The organism is Streptomyces scopuliridis, assembly GCF_042790125.1.
Lineage (GTDB): Bacteria > Actinomycetota > Actinomycetes > Streptomycetales > Streptomycetaceae > Streptomyces > Streptomyces scopuliridis_A.
On sequence record NZ_JBHTZS010000019.1, the window covers coordinates 1 to 14,478 of the forward strand.

Genomic DNA, 14,478 nt, shown 5'->3' on the forward strand with positions numbered 1-14,478 from the left:
CTCGGGGCGGGCGGCTGGTCCGGGGTGTGCCCCTCTCATCCGCCTGGCGCCGCCGGACGGGTCCGGAGGGGGCCGGGCCCCACGCCCGGCCGCGCCGCGCGCCCCGTGGGAATGCCGGGGGCGCGCGGCGCTGTTCGTTCTCGCTCGGTAGGGCCGGATCAGCGGGTCCCGACCGCCGCGCGTACGGCCCGCCGGGCCATCGCGCAGTCGTCGTGCAGCCGCCGCAGCAGCAGCCGCTGCTCCTCGGCCGGCGTCAGACCGCTCTGCTGGGCGGACGGCGACGGGTGGGCGGCCGGGCCCGTACCGGATGACGGCGCCTCACGCAGCGCGCGCTGCACCGCCGTCTCGTACATCCGGATCTCCCGGGTCAGTACGAGCATCAGATTGACCAGGAACGCGTCCCGCGCCACCGGTCCACTGGCCTGCGCGAGCTGACTGATCCGGCGGCGCGCCAGCGGGGCGTCCCCGAGCACCGCCCACAGCGTCGCCAGATCGTAGCCCGGCAGATACCAGCCCGCGTGCTCCCAGTCGACGAGCACCGGACCCGCCGGAGACAGCAGGATGTTGGAGAGCAGGGCGTCACCGTGACAGAACTCCATGCCCTGTCTCGCGCCTGCCAGACCGTGCAGCAGCTTCTGTAGATCGCCCAGGTCCCGGTCGGTGAACAGCCCCAGCTCGTGGTAGCGGGCGATCCGCGACGCGTAGTCGAGCGGCTTGTCGAACAGACCGGCCGGGGGCCGCCAGGTGTTCAGCCTGACGATCGCACCGAGCGCGGCCCGCAGATCGGCGCGGGGCGGCGCCTCCACCGGATGGCGGGTCAGCGCGGCGGCTCGCCCCGGCATCCGCTCGATCACCAGCGCGCAGTTCTCCGGGTCCGCGGCGATCAGCCGGGGCACCCGTACCGGCGGCCGGTGCCGGACGAAGGAGCGATAAGCAGCTATTTCGTGCCTGAACCGTTCGGTCCAGACCGGAGAGTGGTCCAGCAGGCACTTGGCGACCGCGTTGGCGCGCCCGGTGGTTCCGACGAGCAGCACGGAGCGCCCGCTGCGCCGGAGCACCTGCACCGGGTTGAACTCCGGGCAGACCCGGTGCACCGCCGTGATCGCCATGCGCAGCTGGGCGCCCTGGGGGCCGGACAAGTCGATTCTCCCGCTGAGCGGTTGGGTGACCGTCCCCGCCCTGAGCCGCGGCCGCCCCGCATGCGTGGGGTCCAGGTACGGCCCGCTGCCGGGGGTGACCGTACGCTGCGACCGGGGCGGGGCGGACACGGAGGACGATGCTGTGTACATGGGCGATACAGATCCCTTCGTGTGCCGACGAATTACTCGCGCCTCCCGCCCGGCAGCCATGCGGCACCCTGGGGAGTACGTCCGGCTGCCGGGCCGGGAAGGCGCGTTCCTACCTGACACCGTGGACCCCCTGGCACACGAGCTGGCGAACCCTGGCGAACCCTGGCGAATAGTCGCCACGCATCTGACAGGCGGTTACTGTCAACTCAGCCGAGAACCTGGGGGCTTGACGTGAGCGGAGAACCCAACACCCGTCTGTCGGATCTGTTCGGCCTGGCCGGCTGGTCCAAGGGCGAACTCGCACGGCTGGTGAACCGGCAGGCGGCGGCCATGGGCCACCCCCAACTGGCCACCGACACCTCGCGGGTGAGGCGTTGGATCGACATGGGGGAGACCCCGCGCGATCCCGTGCCGAGAGTGCTGGTAGCCCTGTTCACCGAGCGGCTCGGTCGTGTCGTGACCATCGAGGACCTCGGGTTCGTACGCAGCGGGCGCGCGGGGAAACGACGGGACGCCGGGAACGCGGACAACCCCGACGCCCTCCCCTGGGCGCCCGACCGGACGGCCGCGGTCCTCACCGAATTCACGGGAATGGACCTCATGCTCAACCGTCGCGGCTTGGTGGGCGCGGGTGCCGCGCTCACCGCAGGCTCAGCACTCACCAGCGCCATGCATGACTGGCTGCACTCCGACCCCGCACTCTCGGCCGACGCCCCCCGGATCGACGGTCCCCTGAACGCCGAACCCGCCGGGTTCGACCGTTACGAGGCCGCCCCCATCGGGTCGCAGGAGATCGAGGCCCTGGAGCGCTCCGTCGAGGTCTTCCGCGCCTGGGACGCCGCCCGTGGCGGCGGACTCCAGCGCAAGGCCGTGGTGGGCCAGCTCAACGAGGTGGGCGGCATGCTCGCCTACCGTCACCCCGACCATCTCCAGCGGCGCCTCTGGGGCGTCGCCGCCAATCTCGCCGTACTCGCCGGCTGGATGTCCCACGACATCGGTCTCGAACCCACGGCCCAGAAGTACTTCGTCATCGCCACCCACGCGGCGCGCGAGGGCGGCGACCGGCCCCGCGCGGGCGAGGCCCTGTCCAGGGCCGCTCGTCAGATGGTCCACCTCGGCAGGCCCGACGAGGCACTCGATCTGATGAAGCTCGCGGATTCGGGCTCGGGCGAGGAGGCCCTGCCCCGTACCCGCGCCATGCTGCGCACCATCGAGGCATGGGCGCACGCGTCCATGGGCCACGGCCAGGCCATGCGCCGCACCCTGGGTGAGGCGGAGGAACTCTTCGGCGCCGACAAGCGGGACGTCCCGTCGCCCTGCTGGATGCAGATGTTCGACGAGGCCGATCTCCACGGCATGGAGGCCCTGGCCTTCCGTACCCTCGCCGACCATGAGCCCGCGGCGGCGATCACCGCGCAGCAGCATGCCAAGCGGGCGCTGGAGCTGCGCGGCAACGGCCGTCAGCGGTCCAAGATCTTCGACTACATCTCGCTGGCCTCCGCCTGCTTCATCGCGGACGATCCCGAACAGGCCGACCGCTACGCGCGGCTGGCGCTGGTGTCGATGGGAGAGACCTCCTCGCACCGCACCTGGGACCGGCTGCGGGAGATGTACCGGCTCACCGGCCAGTACGCGGGGTACGAGAAGATCGACGACCTGCGCGAGGAGCTGAAGATCGCCATGCCGAAGGGGCCGGCGAAACGGACGGGGAAGGCGGATGTGTAGCGGCCCCCGGCCGGGAGGCCCCGGAGTTCCCGGTCAGCCGGGGATCCTGACGACCATCAGACAGGCGGCGTCCGCGCGTTCGGCCCTGTCGGACTCCTCGGCGATCAGCTGAGCACACTCCCGCGCGGAGCGGATCCCCGCCGTCCGGGGCGCCAGTCCGATGAGGCGCTCCCGCGTCGGGCCGTCGGTGTGCAGTACCAGCAGATCCCCGGGCCGGAGCTGGATTTCGGCCTGCTCGTACGCGGCTCCCGAGGTCGCCCCGAGCAGTACGCCGTCCGGCGGTGTCAGCGCGTGCCCCGCCCCGTCGCGGAACAGCAGCGGGGCGGGGTGGCCCGCCTGCGCCCACGAGAGTGTCCGGGACTCCGGGTCGTAGCGGGAGCAGAGCGCGCTGCCCAGCGCGGGCCGCTCCGAGGTCTCCAGCAGCTGGTTGAGATGGCCGAGCAGCGCTCCGGGCGCGATGCCCGCCACGGCCATGCCGCGCAGCGCCCCCAGCAGCATCGCCATCGAGGAGGCCCCGGCGACACCGCGGCCGGGCAGCTCGCCGATGGTCAACAGCGTTTCCCCGCAAGGAAGTTCGAGCACGTCGAACCAGTGACCACCGGTCGCCGGGTGTGCCGCGTCGGGGAGCCGGCGGGCGGCCAGGTCCAGCGCGTCGGGCCCGCCCCTCGGCAGGCACGAGGAGCCGTGCCACGCGGGGAGCACGGCCTCGTGCAACTCGGCCATCAGCCGGTGTTCGGTCTGCGCGCGATGGTGCTCGCGCCGGAGGGAGTCACGGGAGTCGCGTACGGTCTGCTCGCCGTGGCGCAGCGCGCTGGTGTCGCGCAGTACCGCCCACATGGAGGCGGTGCAGCCGTCGGTGTCGAGGACGGGCTCGCCCATCATGTGCAGCGTACGGACCCGGCCGTCGGGCCTGACGATCCGGAACTCGCCGTCGATGGGCTTTCCGTCGATCAGACAGCCGGTCACCATCGCGGTGAGCAGTGCCTGGTCGTCGGGGAATACCAGGGACGGCAGTTCGTCGAGTGTCAGCGGTCCGCTCTCCGGGTCGCGCCCGAGGATCTGGAACAGTTCGTCCGACCAGCTGACCTCGTCGGTCAGGAGGTTCCACTCCCCGCTGCCCACGCGGCCGACGCGCGGCCCGGGTACGTCCTGGCCGGAGTCCTGGCCCGGGGCGTCCCGCACGAGGGCGGGCGTCCCCCCGGCATCCGGCCTGCCCGCCCTGAGCTGATCCAAGTGCGAGCCCAGATGGTCGAGTTGACGTACCGCCAGGTCGCACAGCGCGCGCTGCCAGCGCCAGAGCGTGTTGTCGTCGTCGGCCTCGGTGTCCCGGCGTACGGCGTCCACGTCGCCGCGCAGCCGGCGGGTCCGGGTGATGAGCGCGTCCATCGTCCCCGGCTCGGCCGGCTGCGGAACGGGGCGGTCCGCGAACAGAGGGGACGGCATCTCGTACTCCGATACGGGTGGCTCGGCCTGTCGGTGGGGGGACCGCTACGACTGTCGCACAGCCGCACCGGGCCCGTAAGGCGTTTGGCAACACTCGGGTCGATGGTGCCTTTGGCATATGCCGCAGGCTGTGCGTCCCGCATTCATGCGTCCCCCGGGTGGACGGGGCAAGCCGAAGCCCCCGGGCGAAGCGTGTCCCGGGGGCTCGGCCAGCATTCCCCGCTGGGGGCGCTTGGAGTTAACGCGGCACAGTCTGGCACCGCGGGCGCTCAGGCGCGGGCAGGCCGCGCCGTGATCACCGGACGGCCCGCACGATCACCAGATGGCCTCGACCCATTCCGGGTGGTCGATGAACGGGTTGCGGTTGTGCTGGATCTGGTCGTAGATGACCTGGTTGCGGCGCCGCTCGAAGGCGTCCGGCGGGTCCTCGTCGTTCCACTGCTTGAGTACGGACAGCTTCCCCATCGCGGGGCTCGATCCGTTGTTGACCCGCTCGTTGGGTTCGAGGTCGGGCCAGGAGTCGTCGCCCTCGTACCGTACGGCCATGTACAGGATCATCCGGGCGACATCGCCCTTCACCGCGTCGCGCGGCTCGAAGGAGTCGGAGTCCGTGTAGTTGCCGGGCGCGCCGGAGACCGCGCTGCCGCCGTTGTCGAAGTCCTTGTTCCCGCGTATGGAGTTGACGCTCACGTCCTCCGGGCGCAGATGGTGGACATCGGTGCCGGGGCCGGTCGCCTCGCCGAAGTTGCCGTGGGACTTGGCCCAGACGTGTTCGCGGTTCCACTGGCCCGAGTTGCCGCCGTTGTTCGACTTGGAGATGGACCGGCCGGTGTACAGCTCGATCACGTTCGACGAGTTCGCGGGATCCTGGTCCGTGGCCTGGAGCGCCGTCCAGACCTGGGCGTAGGTGATCTTCGTCTGGTTCTTGATGATCGAGTGCAGCGCCGACTTGAGTGCGGGACCGGTCTTGCCGATGGCGCCCTGGTAGTACGTGTCGTCGAGCGCGGCGGTGGCCGTGGTGGCCGACGCGGTCTCCTGGGAGGCGGCGGCGGGTGCGGCGGCCGCGGTGGTGGCGAGCACCGCGGTCGCGGCGCAGAGAGCCAACAGCGTGCGTCGGGTGGGACGTTGACGACGGGACATGGGGGAGCTGTCCTCTCCGGCGGGACCACCGCGACGCACGGCCACAGGGTGGGGGCGGTGCGGCGCGTGGTCGTGAAGTAACGGTTCAGCGGGAGCCTTCCACAGGGCATGTGTTCTCGTGTGAACGCCCGGTGTCGGTCATGTGCAGGTCAAGTTCAGCCAACCGTTCGGTGCCGTGTCGTCCGGTTGCGGGGGGTCTGCGTCCGTATGGATGCACGGCGGGCATGAATCTGGTCAGCTTTGGTCCATACCAGCTTCTTGACGACCCCTCGCACCCTCCCTTAAATCAAGTATTGAAATAAGCGTCCGGGGTTGGCTCTCCCCGAAGCTTCCCGGGCGTTTGAGGTGTCATGCGCATGCCCCCCACCCGAAGTGATGTGATGACTGTGCGAATCCCCATGGGACGCCGGATCGCGCTCTACGCGCTCGCTCTTCTCTGCTGTTCCAGCCTGGCGGCGGCGGTCCCCGCCGCCGCGGCGCCCGCGCCCGGGCCGGCGCCCGCCGAGGCCGGGGCGGCGGCGGTCACGTTCTCCGACGACTTCAACGGCGCCGCCGGCTCGGCCGTCGACGGCGGCAAGTGGCAGATCGAGACCGGCGACAACGTCAACAACCACGAGCGGCAGTACTACACCGCCGGCAACAACAACGCCGCCCTCGACGGCCAGGGCAACCTGGTCATCACCGCGCGCAAGGACAACCCCGGCAACTACCAGTGCTGGTACGGCCGGTGCGAGTACACCTCGGCCCGCCTCAACACGTCCGGCAAGTTCACCTCGACCTACGGACGCGTCGAGGCCCGGATGAAGGTCCCGCGCGGCCAGGGCATGTGGCCGGCGTTCTGGATGCTCGGGAACGACATCGGCAACGTCGGCTGGCCCAACAGCGGTGAGATCGACATCATGGAGAACGTCGGCTTCGAGCCCGGCACGGTCCACGGCACCCTGCACGGCCCCGGCTACTCCGGCTCGGGCGGCATCGGCGCCGGCTACACCCTGCCGAACGGCCAGGCGTTCGCCGACGCCTTCCACACCTTCGCCATCGACTGGTCGCCCAACCGCATCACCTGGAGCGTCGACGGCAACGTCTACCAGACGCGCACCCCGGCCGATCTCGGCGGCCGTACCTGGGTGTTCAACAAGCCCTTCTTCATCATCCTGAACCTCGCGGTCGGCGGCTACTGGCCCGGCGACCCCAACGGCAGCACCCCGTTCCCGTCCCAGCTCGTCGTCGACTACGTGCGCGTCAGCACGAACGACGGCGGTTCCGGCGGCACCGCGGGCACGATCACCGGAATCGGCGGCAAGTGCGTGGACGTGGCGGGCGCCAACCCCGCCAACGGCACGCCCGTACAGCTCTACGACTGCAACGGCTCGGCCGCCCAGCAGTGGACCGTCGCCTCCGACGGCTCGCTGCGCGCGCTCGGCAAGTGCCTGGACGTGAAGGACAACAGCACGGCGGACGGCGCGCAGCTCCAGCTGTGGGACTGCAGCGGCGGCGCCAATCAGCGCTGGGCCGTCCCGGACGCCAGAGACATCGTGAACATCCAGGCCGACAAGTGCATGGACGCGACCGGCAACAGCTCCGCCAACGGGACCCGGCTGCAGATCTGGACCTGCACGGGCGCCGCGAACCAGAAGTGGACGGTGAACCGCGGATGACGACGGTACGCACCCTCCGCAAGCCCCTCAGATCCCTCGCCCCGCTGGCCGCGCTGCCTCTCGTGATCGGCGCGTCGCTCCTCACCGCGCCCACCCCCGCCACCGCGGCGGTCGCCGCCGTCGGCACGATCACGGGCCTGGGCGGCAAGTGCGTGGACGTCGCGGCCGGCAGCTCCGCCAACGGCGCGGCCGTACAGCTCTACGACTGCAACGGGACGGCGGCCCAGCAGTGGGACGTCGCCTCCGACGGCTCGATCAGGGCCCTCGGCAAGTGCCTCGATGTCAAGGACAACAGCACCACGAACGGCGCACAGCTCCAGCTGTGGGACTGCACCGGAGCCGCCAACCAGAAGTGGACCGTCTCGGCGGCCCGCGACATCGTCAACACCCAGGCCGACAAGTGCATGGACGCGACCGGCAACAGCTCCGCCAACGGCACCCGGCTGCAGATCTGGACCTGCACGGGAGCGGCCAACCAGAAGTGGACCGCGCCCTCGGGCGGCGGCAACCCCGCCCCCGGCGCCCCCATGGCGGTCGCGCCGTACCTCTACAACGGCTGGGGCAGCCCGCCGAACCCGACCACCGTCATGAACGCGACCGGCGTGAAGTGGTTCACCCTGGCGTTCGTGCTCAGCAACGGCTACTGCAACCCCCAGTGGGACGGCGGACGGCCGCTCACCGGCGGAGTGGACCAGCAGACCATCAACACCGTGCGCGGCGCGGGCGGCGATGTCATCCCGTCCTTCGGCGGCTGGAGCGGCAACAAGCTGGAGAGCTCCTGCTCCAGCGCGGGTGAGCTGGCCGCGGCCTACCAGAAGGTCATCAACGCGTACGGCCTCAAGGCGATCGACATCGACATCGAGGCGGCCGCGTACGACAGCCCCACCGTGCAGCAGCGCACCGTCGACGCGCTCAAGACCATCAAGGCCAACAACCCCGGCATCAAGGTCTATGTCACCTTCGGCACCGGCCAGAACGGTCCTGACACCAGTCTGATCAACCGCGCGGCCGCCGCCGGACTCACCGTCGACAGCTGGACGATCATGCCGTTCAACTTCGGCGGCGCCGGCCAGAACATGGGCACGCTCACCACCCGCGCCGCCGAGGGCCTCAAGAACGCGGTCAAGAACGCGTACGGGTACAGCGACGACCAGACGTACCGCAGCATCGGCATCTCGTCGATGAACGGCATCACCGACAACAACGAGACGGTGACCGTCGCGGACTTCCGCACCATCCTCGCCTACGCGCAGCAGCACCATCTGGCCCGGCTGACCTTCTGGTCGGTCAACCGCGACCGGCCCTGCACCGGCGGCGGAGCCGACACCTGCTCCGGCATCGGCCAGCAGGCGTGGGACTTCACCCGCGTCTTCGCCCAGTACGCCGGCTGACCGGGCGAGGAGCCTGATGAACCGACACCCGCACGGCGGCGGGCAGCCCCGCCGCCGGCTCTTCCCGCTCACCCTGCTGCTGACCGTGGTGGCCCTGTGCGCCTCCCTGATCGGTCTGCCCCAGCAGGAGGCCGCCGCGGGCACCACCGCGGCGGCGGCCCTGCCCACCGGCTGGACCACGATCAGCAACAAGGGCAACGGCAAGTGCGTGGACGCCCGCGCCGCGGCGACCGGCAACGGCACCGTCGTCCAGCAGTACGCCTGCAACGGCAGCCTCGCGCAGAACTGGTCCCTCACGGAGACCGGCGCCGGCTACGTCAGGGCGGGCAACCGCAACGCCGACAGCCAGGTCTGGGACGTCACCGACGTCTCGGCCGCCGACGCCGCCACGATCCAGCTCTGGACGTACGGCGGAGGCAACAACCAGCAGTGGCTGCCGGTGGCGGAGGCCGACGGCGCCTACCACTTCGTCAACCGCCACAGCGGCAAGTGCCTCGACGTACCGGGCGCCTCGACCGCCGACAGCGTCCAGCTCCAGCAGTACACCTGCAACGGCTCCGCGGCCCAGTCCTTCCGGGTCCAGGCCGCCGATCCGCCGGCGCCCCCCGGCACCCCGGATCTCGGTCCGAACGTCGTCGTCTTCGATCCGTCGATGCCGGCCTCCTCGATCCAGAACCGGGTGAACGCGACCTTCCAGCAGCAGGAGACCAATCAGTTCGGGGCCCAGCGCGCGGCCTTCCTGTTCAAGCCGGGCACGTACGACGCCGATGTGAACGTCGGCTTCTACACGCAGGTGGCCGGCCTGGGGCTCTCGCCGGACGACGTCAATATCCGTGGCGCCGTCCATGTCGAGGCCGACTGGTTCCCGCCGCAGAACGCCACCCACAACTTCTGGCGCAGCGCCGAGAACCTGTCCGTCACCCCCACCACCGGCACCGACCGCTGGGCCGTCTCGCAGGCCGCCCCGTACCGCCGGATGCATGTCCGCGGCAATCTCGCGCTGGACGACGGCGGCTGGGCCAGCGGCGGATTCATGGCCGACTCGAAGGTGGACGGCCAGGTCAGGTCCGGTACGCAGCAGCAGTGGCTGTCCCGTAACACCGAATGGGGCAGCTGGACCGGGTCCAACTGGAACATGGTGTTCGTCGGCGCCCAGAACGCGCCCGCGAACAGCTTCCCCAACCCGCCCTATACCACGGTCGACCAGACCCCGCAGGTGCGGGAGAAGCCGTTCCTGTACGTCGACGCGGCCGGCGCCTACAAGGTGTTCGTGCCCGCGCTGCGCGCCAACTCGAAGGGCACGACCTGGTCGGGCGGTGCTCCGGCGGGTACGTCGCTCCCGCTGGACCAGTTCTACATCGCGAAGCCGGGCGCGACGGCCGCGGACATGAACGCCGCGCTGGCGGCGGGCAAGAACCTGCTCGTCACCCCCGGCGTCTACCACCTCAACCAGACGCTGCGGATCACCCGCCCCGACACGGTCGTCCTCGGGCTCGGTCTCGCCACCCTCATTCCGGACAACGGCATCACCGCGGTGTCGGTGGCCGATGTGGACGGCGTCAAGGTGGCGGGGCTGCTCATCGACGCGGGCCCGGTCAACTCCCAGCGGCTGATGGAGGTGGGCGCCGACGGCTCCAACGCGAGCCACGCCGCCAACCCCACCTCGCTGCACGATGTGTTCTTCCGCATCGGCGGCGCGGGTGTCGGCAAGGCGACCACCAGTCTGGTCGTCAACAGCCGCGATGTGATCGGCGACCATATGTGGATCTGGCGCGCGGATCACGGCAGCGGGGTCGGCTGGAACACCAACACGGCGGACACCGGTCTGATCGTGAACGGCGCCGATGTCACGATGTACGGCCTGTTCGTCGAGCACTACCAGAAGCATCAGACGATCTGGAACGGCAACGGCGGCAGAACGTACTTCTACCAGAACGAGATGCCGTACGACCCGCCCAACCAGGCGGCCTGGATGAACGGCGCGACACAGGGCTACGCCGCCTACAAGGTGGCCGACTCGGTGACCAGCCATCAGGCGTACGGGCTCGGCAGCTACTGCTTCTTCAACGTCAACAACAGCGTGACCGCGGAGCACGCGTTCGAAGTGCCCACCAACGCCAATGTCCGCTTCCGCAACATGGTGACGGTGTCGCTGGGCGGTACGGGCACCATCCGGCATGTCATCAACGACCGGGGAGGCCCCTCGAACTCGTCCACCAATGTGGCCAATCTCGTCAGCTATCCCTAGGCACCGCCCTTCGGACGGACCGACGAGAAGGAACACCCCGGGCACCGGCGCGACATGACGGTGCCCGGGGTGTTCCCGTTCCTTCTCCGTCCGCCGCGCGGCCACGGCGACAGCGGACGGCTCAGGCGAGCGGTTCGACCTCCAGGAAGCGCCGTCGTCGCGGCCCCCGGTAGAGCAGGGCCTCCCACCCCAGGCGCGTCAGTACGGCGGCGCACTCGGTCAGGGCCCGCTCCTCGTCCTGGGCGGCCCCGCCGCCGTGCGGGCCGAGCCACTCCACCCGTACGGCGGCGGGCGGCTCGGCCGCCTGTACGCGGTACCCCGTCGCGACGCGCTGCCCCGCGTCGTCCACCGCGGACGCCGGCAGACCGGCGGCCTCCAGCGCGAGCGCGACGGCGCGCACCGGCCGCCGCCGCTCCCACTGCGCGGGAACCGCCGCCGGATCACCGGCCCCGGCGTTCGTCAGCCGTCTGATCTGGAGCAACCCCTCGAACGCGACCCGGACTTCGGCCGCCCGCGCCTGGGGCGTCGTACCGCACACCGGGCCGTCGCCCGTGGCCGCCTCGAAGCCGCCGGGCCGCTCCGTCCCCTCGTCTCCGCTCGCCATCCCCGCCGCCGTCCCCTTCCGCGCTGTTCCCCGACCGGACCCTGCCCGGACCCCTGCCCGGACCCATCATGTGCCCGGACCGGCGGAGAACACAGAAGACCCCGACCGGACGGGGGATGCCGGTCGGGGTCGTCACAGGGGCGAGCGTGGTTCAGACGGCGCGTCCCCGCCGATTGTTCCCGGGGCGGGCGATCAGCACGCGATCAGGACGGAAGCACCCAGATGGGGTTCGAGTAGAACCACAGGTCCTTCCACGGGTCGGCATCGCCGATCACGTCCAGCGCCGGGCCCACGGGGTCGACGGACGCGCCGTTCGGGCCCACGGCGGTGCGGTTGCCGTCCGTGCCGCGCAGCCGGACGTAGAGCGGCCCGGAGACCCGGCCCAGCTTGTACGTCAGCCGGACGGTGCCGGTCGACTTGTTGACCTCGAAGGACTTCGCGACCCTGGCGGTCGGCGCGGTGAAGGTGTCCCGGTCGTGGACGTGACCGGTGACCTCACCCTGGATGACATCGACCCGGGCCAGCTTCGGCACGAACTGCGCCCAGTTGGCGCCGTTGGCCAGGGCGATGTCGATGGACAGCTCGACCTCAGTGCCGCGCTTGACGTGCAGCGCGCCGCCGAGCGTGGCCCAGCGCCCGCCGCCCTTGACCCGGGCGTCCAGACCGCTGATCAGCCCGCCGTGGTCGACCCAGATCCGGCCGGCCCGCATACCGTCCATGACCGCCGCGTACGAGAACCGGTCCGCGCCGACATGCGTACGGCTGTAGTGGCCCGGCCAGTAGTCGCCCTTGCCGAGGTCGAGGCCGGTTCCGTAGACGGGGTCGGAGTGCTTGCCGTTGGCGTTGAAGTCGTCGTCGGGCCCGATGACGGAGGGCTCGGCGTACACGCTGTGCGAGTCCGAGTTGGCGGTGATCCACCACGGCTTGCCCTCGGCCAGCAGGCTGTCCCAGAGACCGCCGACCGTGGCGGTCATCCAGTCGAAGCCGCCCCAGGTGCGGTAGCTCTCCGGCGGGTACGCGGCGAAGGAGTTGGCGTTGGGCCCGTTCTCGTAGTAACCACGGCCACCGCCACTGCCGTTCGGCTTCGGCAGACCGGCCGCCTGGTGGCCGGGGGCGCCCTCCATGCCGATGGCGATGGGGTGGTCGGCCGAGGTGGCGTCGCGCCAGCCGCGGATCTCGTGGGGCGAGTCGATGCCGTTGCGGGCCGGGTGGTTGGCGAGCATCACGGCGTCGTCGACCTTGCGCCGGCGCACCTGGTCGGCGAGGAACTGGAGCCCGGAGATGGCCAGCGCCTCATTGGTGGCGTTGGAGGAGCTGGGGTGCAGGCTGCCGTCGTAGTCGGTCTCGAACTTCTTCAGCACCTCCACCTCGTTGCGGCCCGGGTGGACGAAGACCGTGGCGTGCTCGGCGCCCGGGATGTTCCACTCCAGCCCCTGGAAGACGAGCTGGTCCTTGTAGGTCTCGCGGGCTTCCTTGATGTCCGGGTTGACCTTCTCCACACCGATCTTGGCGTGCGCGGCGCTGCCGTGGTCGGTGATGACCATCCAGTCGAGACCGTGCGCCGTGCCCTGGCGCACCTGGTCGACGACGCGGTACTTGCCGTCGCTGCTGTACTGGGTGTGGATGTGGTGGTCGCCCGCCAGCCAGAGGAAGCCGTCGCTCTTGCCCCGGCCGGACGAGCCGACGGAAGCGGCCGACTGCGCGGCGGCGGCGGTGGCGCCGCCCAGCACGCCCGCCCCGGCCAGGCCCGCGCCGAGCAGACCGGCGCGGCGCAGCATCGAGCGGCGGGACAGCTGGCTGGGCGACAGCTCACTGTCCGGCACGTCGGCGTCGAGCGCCGGAGGCAGGGGGCCGGTGTCGGCCTGATGGTGGTGCGCGTGGTCGTGTGCGTGGTCGTGCGGGTGGTGATGGCCGTGGCCCATTGCTGCTCCTCGCCGATGCCTGTGATGCCCAGCGGGTCAGATGTTCGATCGCCGGAATGACGGCGCGGTGACGGGGATCCGTACGCGCGATGTTGAATTCCGTACGGAACGCCGGGCCTGGGGGTGTTGACGCAGGTCGTAGGGGCGTGAGCGTCTTCACCAAACATCCGGGAGCGGGGAACACCCCACTATGCACTGCATGTATACGCGCTATGTATAGTGCGGCTGCGTCATTCGGTTCCGCCCTGTCCGGGGGCTCCGCAAGAGGGATTTGTCATGCCAAAAAACACTTCGTCACGCGGCCCGGGGGCAGCGGGCGCACTGGCGGCCGTCGCCTCGCTCGCCCTGGTGCTGAGCGGCTGCTCCTCGTACGACCCCCACTCGCCGGCCGACGCCAGAGGCGACGCCAGGAACGGGGCGAAGGTCGCGGCCGGTGCGGTCGACTGCGCGAAGGAACGCTGTATAGCCCTCACCTTCGACGCGGGACCGTCCGAGCACACCCCCGGGCTGCTCGACATCCTCAAGAAGGAGAGAGTCCCCGCGACGTTCTTCCTGCTCGGCAAGAACCATGTCGTCAAACACCCCGGCCTCGTGCGCCGAATCGCGGCCGAGGGCCATGAGGTGGCCAACCACACCTGGTCGCACAAGATCCTCTCGGACCAGGACCCCGACTCCGTACGCGGAGAACTCGCGCGTACGCAGGACGCCATAGCGGAGATCACCGGCCACAAGCCCACCCTGATGCGCCCGCCGCAGGGCCGTACCGACGACGAGGTCGCGAAGGTGAGCCGGGAGCTCGGCCTCGCGCAGATCATGTGGAGCGCCACCGCCAAGGACTACTCGACGACGGACTCCGAGCTCATCGAGAAGCGCATCCTCGACCAGGCGGACCGCGACGGCATCATCCTGCTGCACGACATCTACGACGGGACCGTGCCGGCCGTCCCCGGGATCATCGAGGAGCTGAAGCGGCGCGGCTACACGTTCGTCACGGTCCCCCAGCTGCTGGCGCCGGGACGGGCCGAGCCGGGAAAGGTCTACAAGCCCTGAAGCAGTTC

Annotated in this window: 10 protein-coding genes; 5 read left to right on the forward strand and 5 right to left on the reverse strand. The window is 70.5% G+C overall.

Annotated features, from left to right (window positions below):
* Positions 1 to 158: 158 nt before the first annotated feature.
* Positions 159 to 1,289: an aminoglycoside phosphotransferase family protein gene (locus ACFRKB_RS25835; RefSeq protein ID WP_383108803.1), complete on the reverse strand. Its 1,131-nt coding sequence runs from the start codon at positions 1,287 to 1,289 to the stop codon at positions 159 to 161.
* A 231-nt stretch (positions 1,290 to 1,520) separates the two neighbouring features.
* Here ACFRKB_RS25835 and ACFRKB_RS25840 point away from each other — a divergent pair, with 231 nt between their 5' ends.
* Positions 1,521 to 3,014, forward strand: coding sequence for a DNA-binding protein NsdB (locus tag ACFRKB_RS25840; RefSeq protein WP_383108804.1), 1,494 nt, complete (start codon positions 1,521 to 1,523; stop codon positions 3,012 to 3,014).
* Between the two features lie 33 nt (positions 3,015 to 3,047).
* Here ACFRKB_RS25840 and ACFRKB_RS25845 read toward each other — a convergent pair whose 3' ends face one another.
* Both ACFRKB_RS25845 and ACFRKB_RS25850 read right to left on the reverse strand, forming a co-directional pair.
* On the reverse strand, positions 3,048 to 4,457 hold the full coding sequence (locus ACFRKB_RS25845) for a PP2C family protein-serine/threonine phosphatase (RefSeq protein ID WP_383108806.1): 1,410 nt from the start codon (positions 4,455 to 4,457) through the stop codon (positions 3,048 to 3,050).
* Between the two features lie 315 nt (positions 4,458 to 4,772).
* Positions 4,773 to 5,597: an endonuclease I family protein gene (locus tag ACFRKB_RS25850; RefSeq protein ID WP_383108807.1), complete on the reverse strand. Its 825-nt coding sequence runs from the start codon at positions 5,595 to 5,597 to the stop codon at positions 4,773 to 4,775.
* 398 nt (positions 5,598 to 5,995) lie between these two features.
* Between ACFRKB_RS25850 and ACFRKB_RS25855 the strand changes: the two genes are divergently transcribed.
* From ACFRKB_RS25855 to ACFRKB_RS25865, 3 genes are read left to right on the forward strand one after another with little or no spacing between them, the layout of a single operon-like run.
* The gene (locus tag ACFRKB_RS25855; protein WP_383108868.1) at positions 5,996 to 7,255 is read left to right on the forward strand and encodes a ricin-type beta-trefoil lectin domain protein; all 1,260 of its coding nucleotides are present in this window, start codon (positions 5,996 to 5,998) and stop codon (positions 7,253 to 7,255) included.
* The gene (locus ACFRKB_RS25860) at positions 7,252 to 8,646 is read left to right on the forward strand and encodes a ricin-type beta-trefoil lectin domain protein (RefSeq protein ID WP_383108808.1); all 1,395 of its coding nucleotides are present in this window, start codon (positions 7,252 to 7,254) and stop codon (positions 8,644 to 8,646) included. Before ACFRKB_RS25855 ends, ACFRKB_RS25860 begins: the two co-directional genes overlap by 4 nt.
* 16 nt (positions 8,647 to 8,662) lie before the next feature.
* Positions 8,663 to 10,894: an RICIN domain-containing protein gene (locus tag ACFRKB_RS25865; RefSeq protein WP_383108810.1), complete on the forward strand. Its 2,232-nt coding sequence runs from the start codon at positions 8,663 to 8,665 to the stop codon at positions 10,892 to 10,894.
* A 121-nt stretch (positions 10,895 to 11,015) separates the two neighbouring features.
* Here ACFRKB_RS25865 and ACFRKB_RS25870 read toward each other — a convergent pair whose 3' ends face one another.
* Positions 11,016 to 11,498: a hypothetical protein gene (locus ACFRKB_RS25870; RefSeq protein ID WP_383108811.1), complete on the reverse strand. Its 483-nt coding sequence runs from the start codon at positions 11,496 to 11,498 to the stop codon at positions 11,016 to 11,018.
* A gap of 203 nt (positions 11,499 to 11,701) precedes the next feature.
* A complete protein-coding gene (locus ACFRKB_RS25875) occupies positions 11,702 to 13,420 on the reverse strand; it encodes a PHP domain-containing protein (protein ID WP_383108812.1) in 1,719 nt (572 codons plus the stop codon).
* Between the two features lie 276 nt (positions 13,421 to 13,696).
* Here ACFRKB_RS25875 and ACFRKB_RS25880 point away from each other — a divergent pair, with 276 nt between their 5' ends.
* Positions 13,697 to 14,470, forward strand: coding sequence for a polysaccharide deacetylase family protein (locus tag ACFRKB_RS25880; protein WP_383108814.1), 774 nt, complete (start codon positions 13,697 to 13,699; stop codon positions 14,468 to 14,470).
* Positions 14,471 to 14,478: the final 8 nt, after the last annotated feature.

Coding starts and splice junctions, on each gene's coding strand:
- ACFRKB_RS25860 (WP_383108808.1), top strand. CDS start 7,252: ATGACGACGGTACGCACCCTCCGCAAGCCCCTCAGATCCCTCGCCCCG.
- ACFRKB_RS25850 (WP_383108807.1), bottom strand. CDS start 5,597: ATGTCCCGTCGTCAACGTCCCACCCGACGCACGCTGTTGGCTCTCTGC.
- ACFRKB_RS25845 (WP_383108806.1), bottom strand. CDS start 4,457: ATGCCGTCCCCTCTGTTCGCGGACCGCCCCGTTCCGCAGCCGGCCGAG.
- ACFRKB_RS25875 (WP_383108812.1), bottom strand. CDS start 13,420: ATGGGCCACGGCCATCACCACCCGCACGACCACGCACACGACCACGCG.
- ACFRKB_RS25880 (WP_383108814.1), top strand. CDS start 13,697: ATGCCAAAAAACACTTCGTCACGCGGCCCGGGGGCAGCGGGCGCACTG.
- ACFRKB_RS25855 (WP_383108868.1), top strand. CDS start 5,996: ATGGGACGCCGGATCGCGCTCTACGCGCTCGCTCTTCTCTGCTGTTCC.
- ACFRKB_RS25870 (WP_383108811.1), bottom strand. CDS start 11,498: ATGGCGAGCGGAGACGAGGGGACGGAGCGGCCCGGCGGCTTCGAGGCG.
- ACFRKB_RS25865 (WP_383108810.1), top strand. CDS start 8,663: ATGAACCGACACCCGCACGGCGGCGGGCAGCCCCGCCGCCGGCTCTTC.
- ACFRKB_RS25835 (WP_383108803.1), bottom strand. CDS start 1,289: ATGTACACAGCATCGTCCTCCGTGTCCGCCCCGCCCCGGTCGCAGCGT.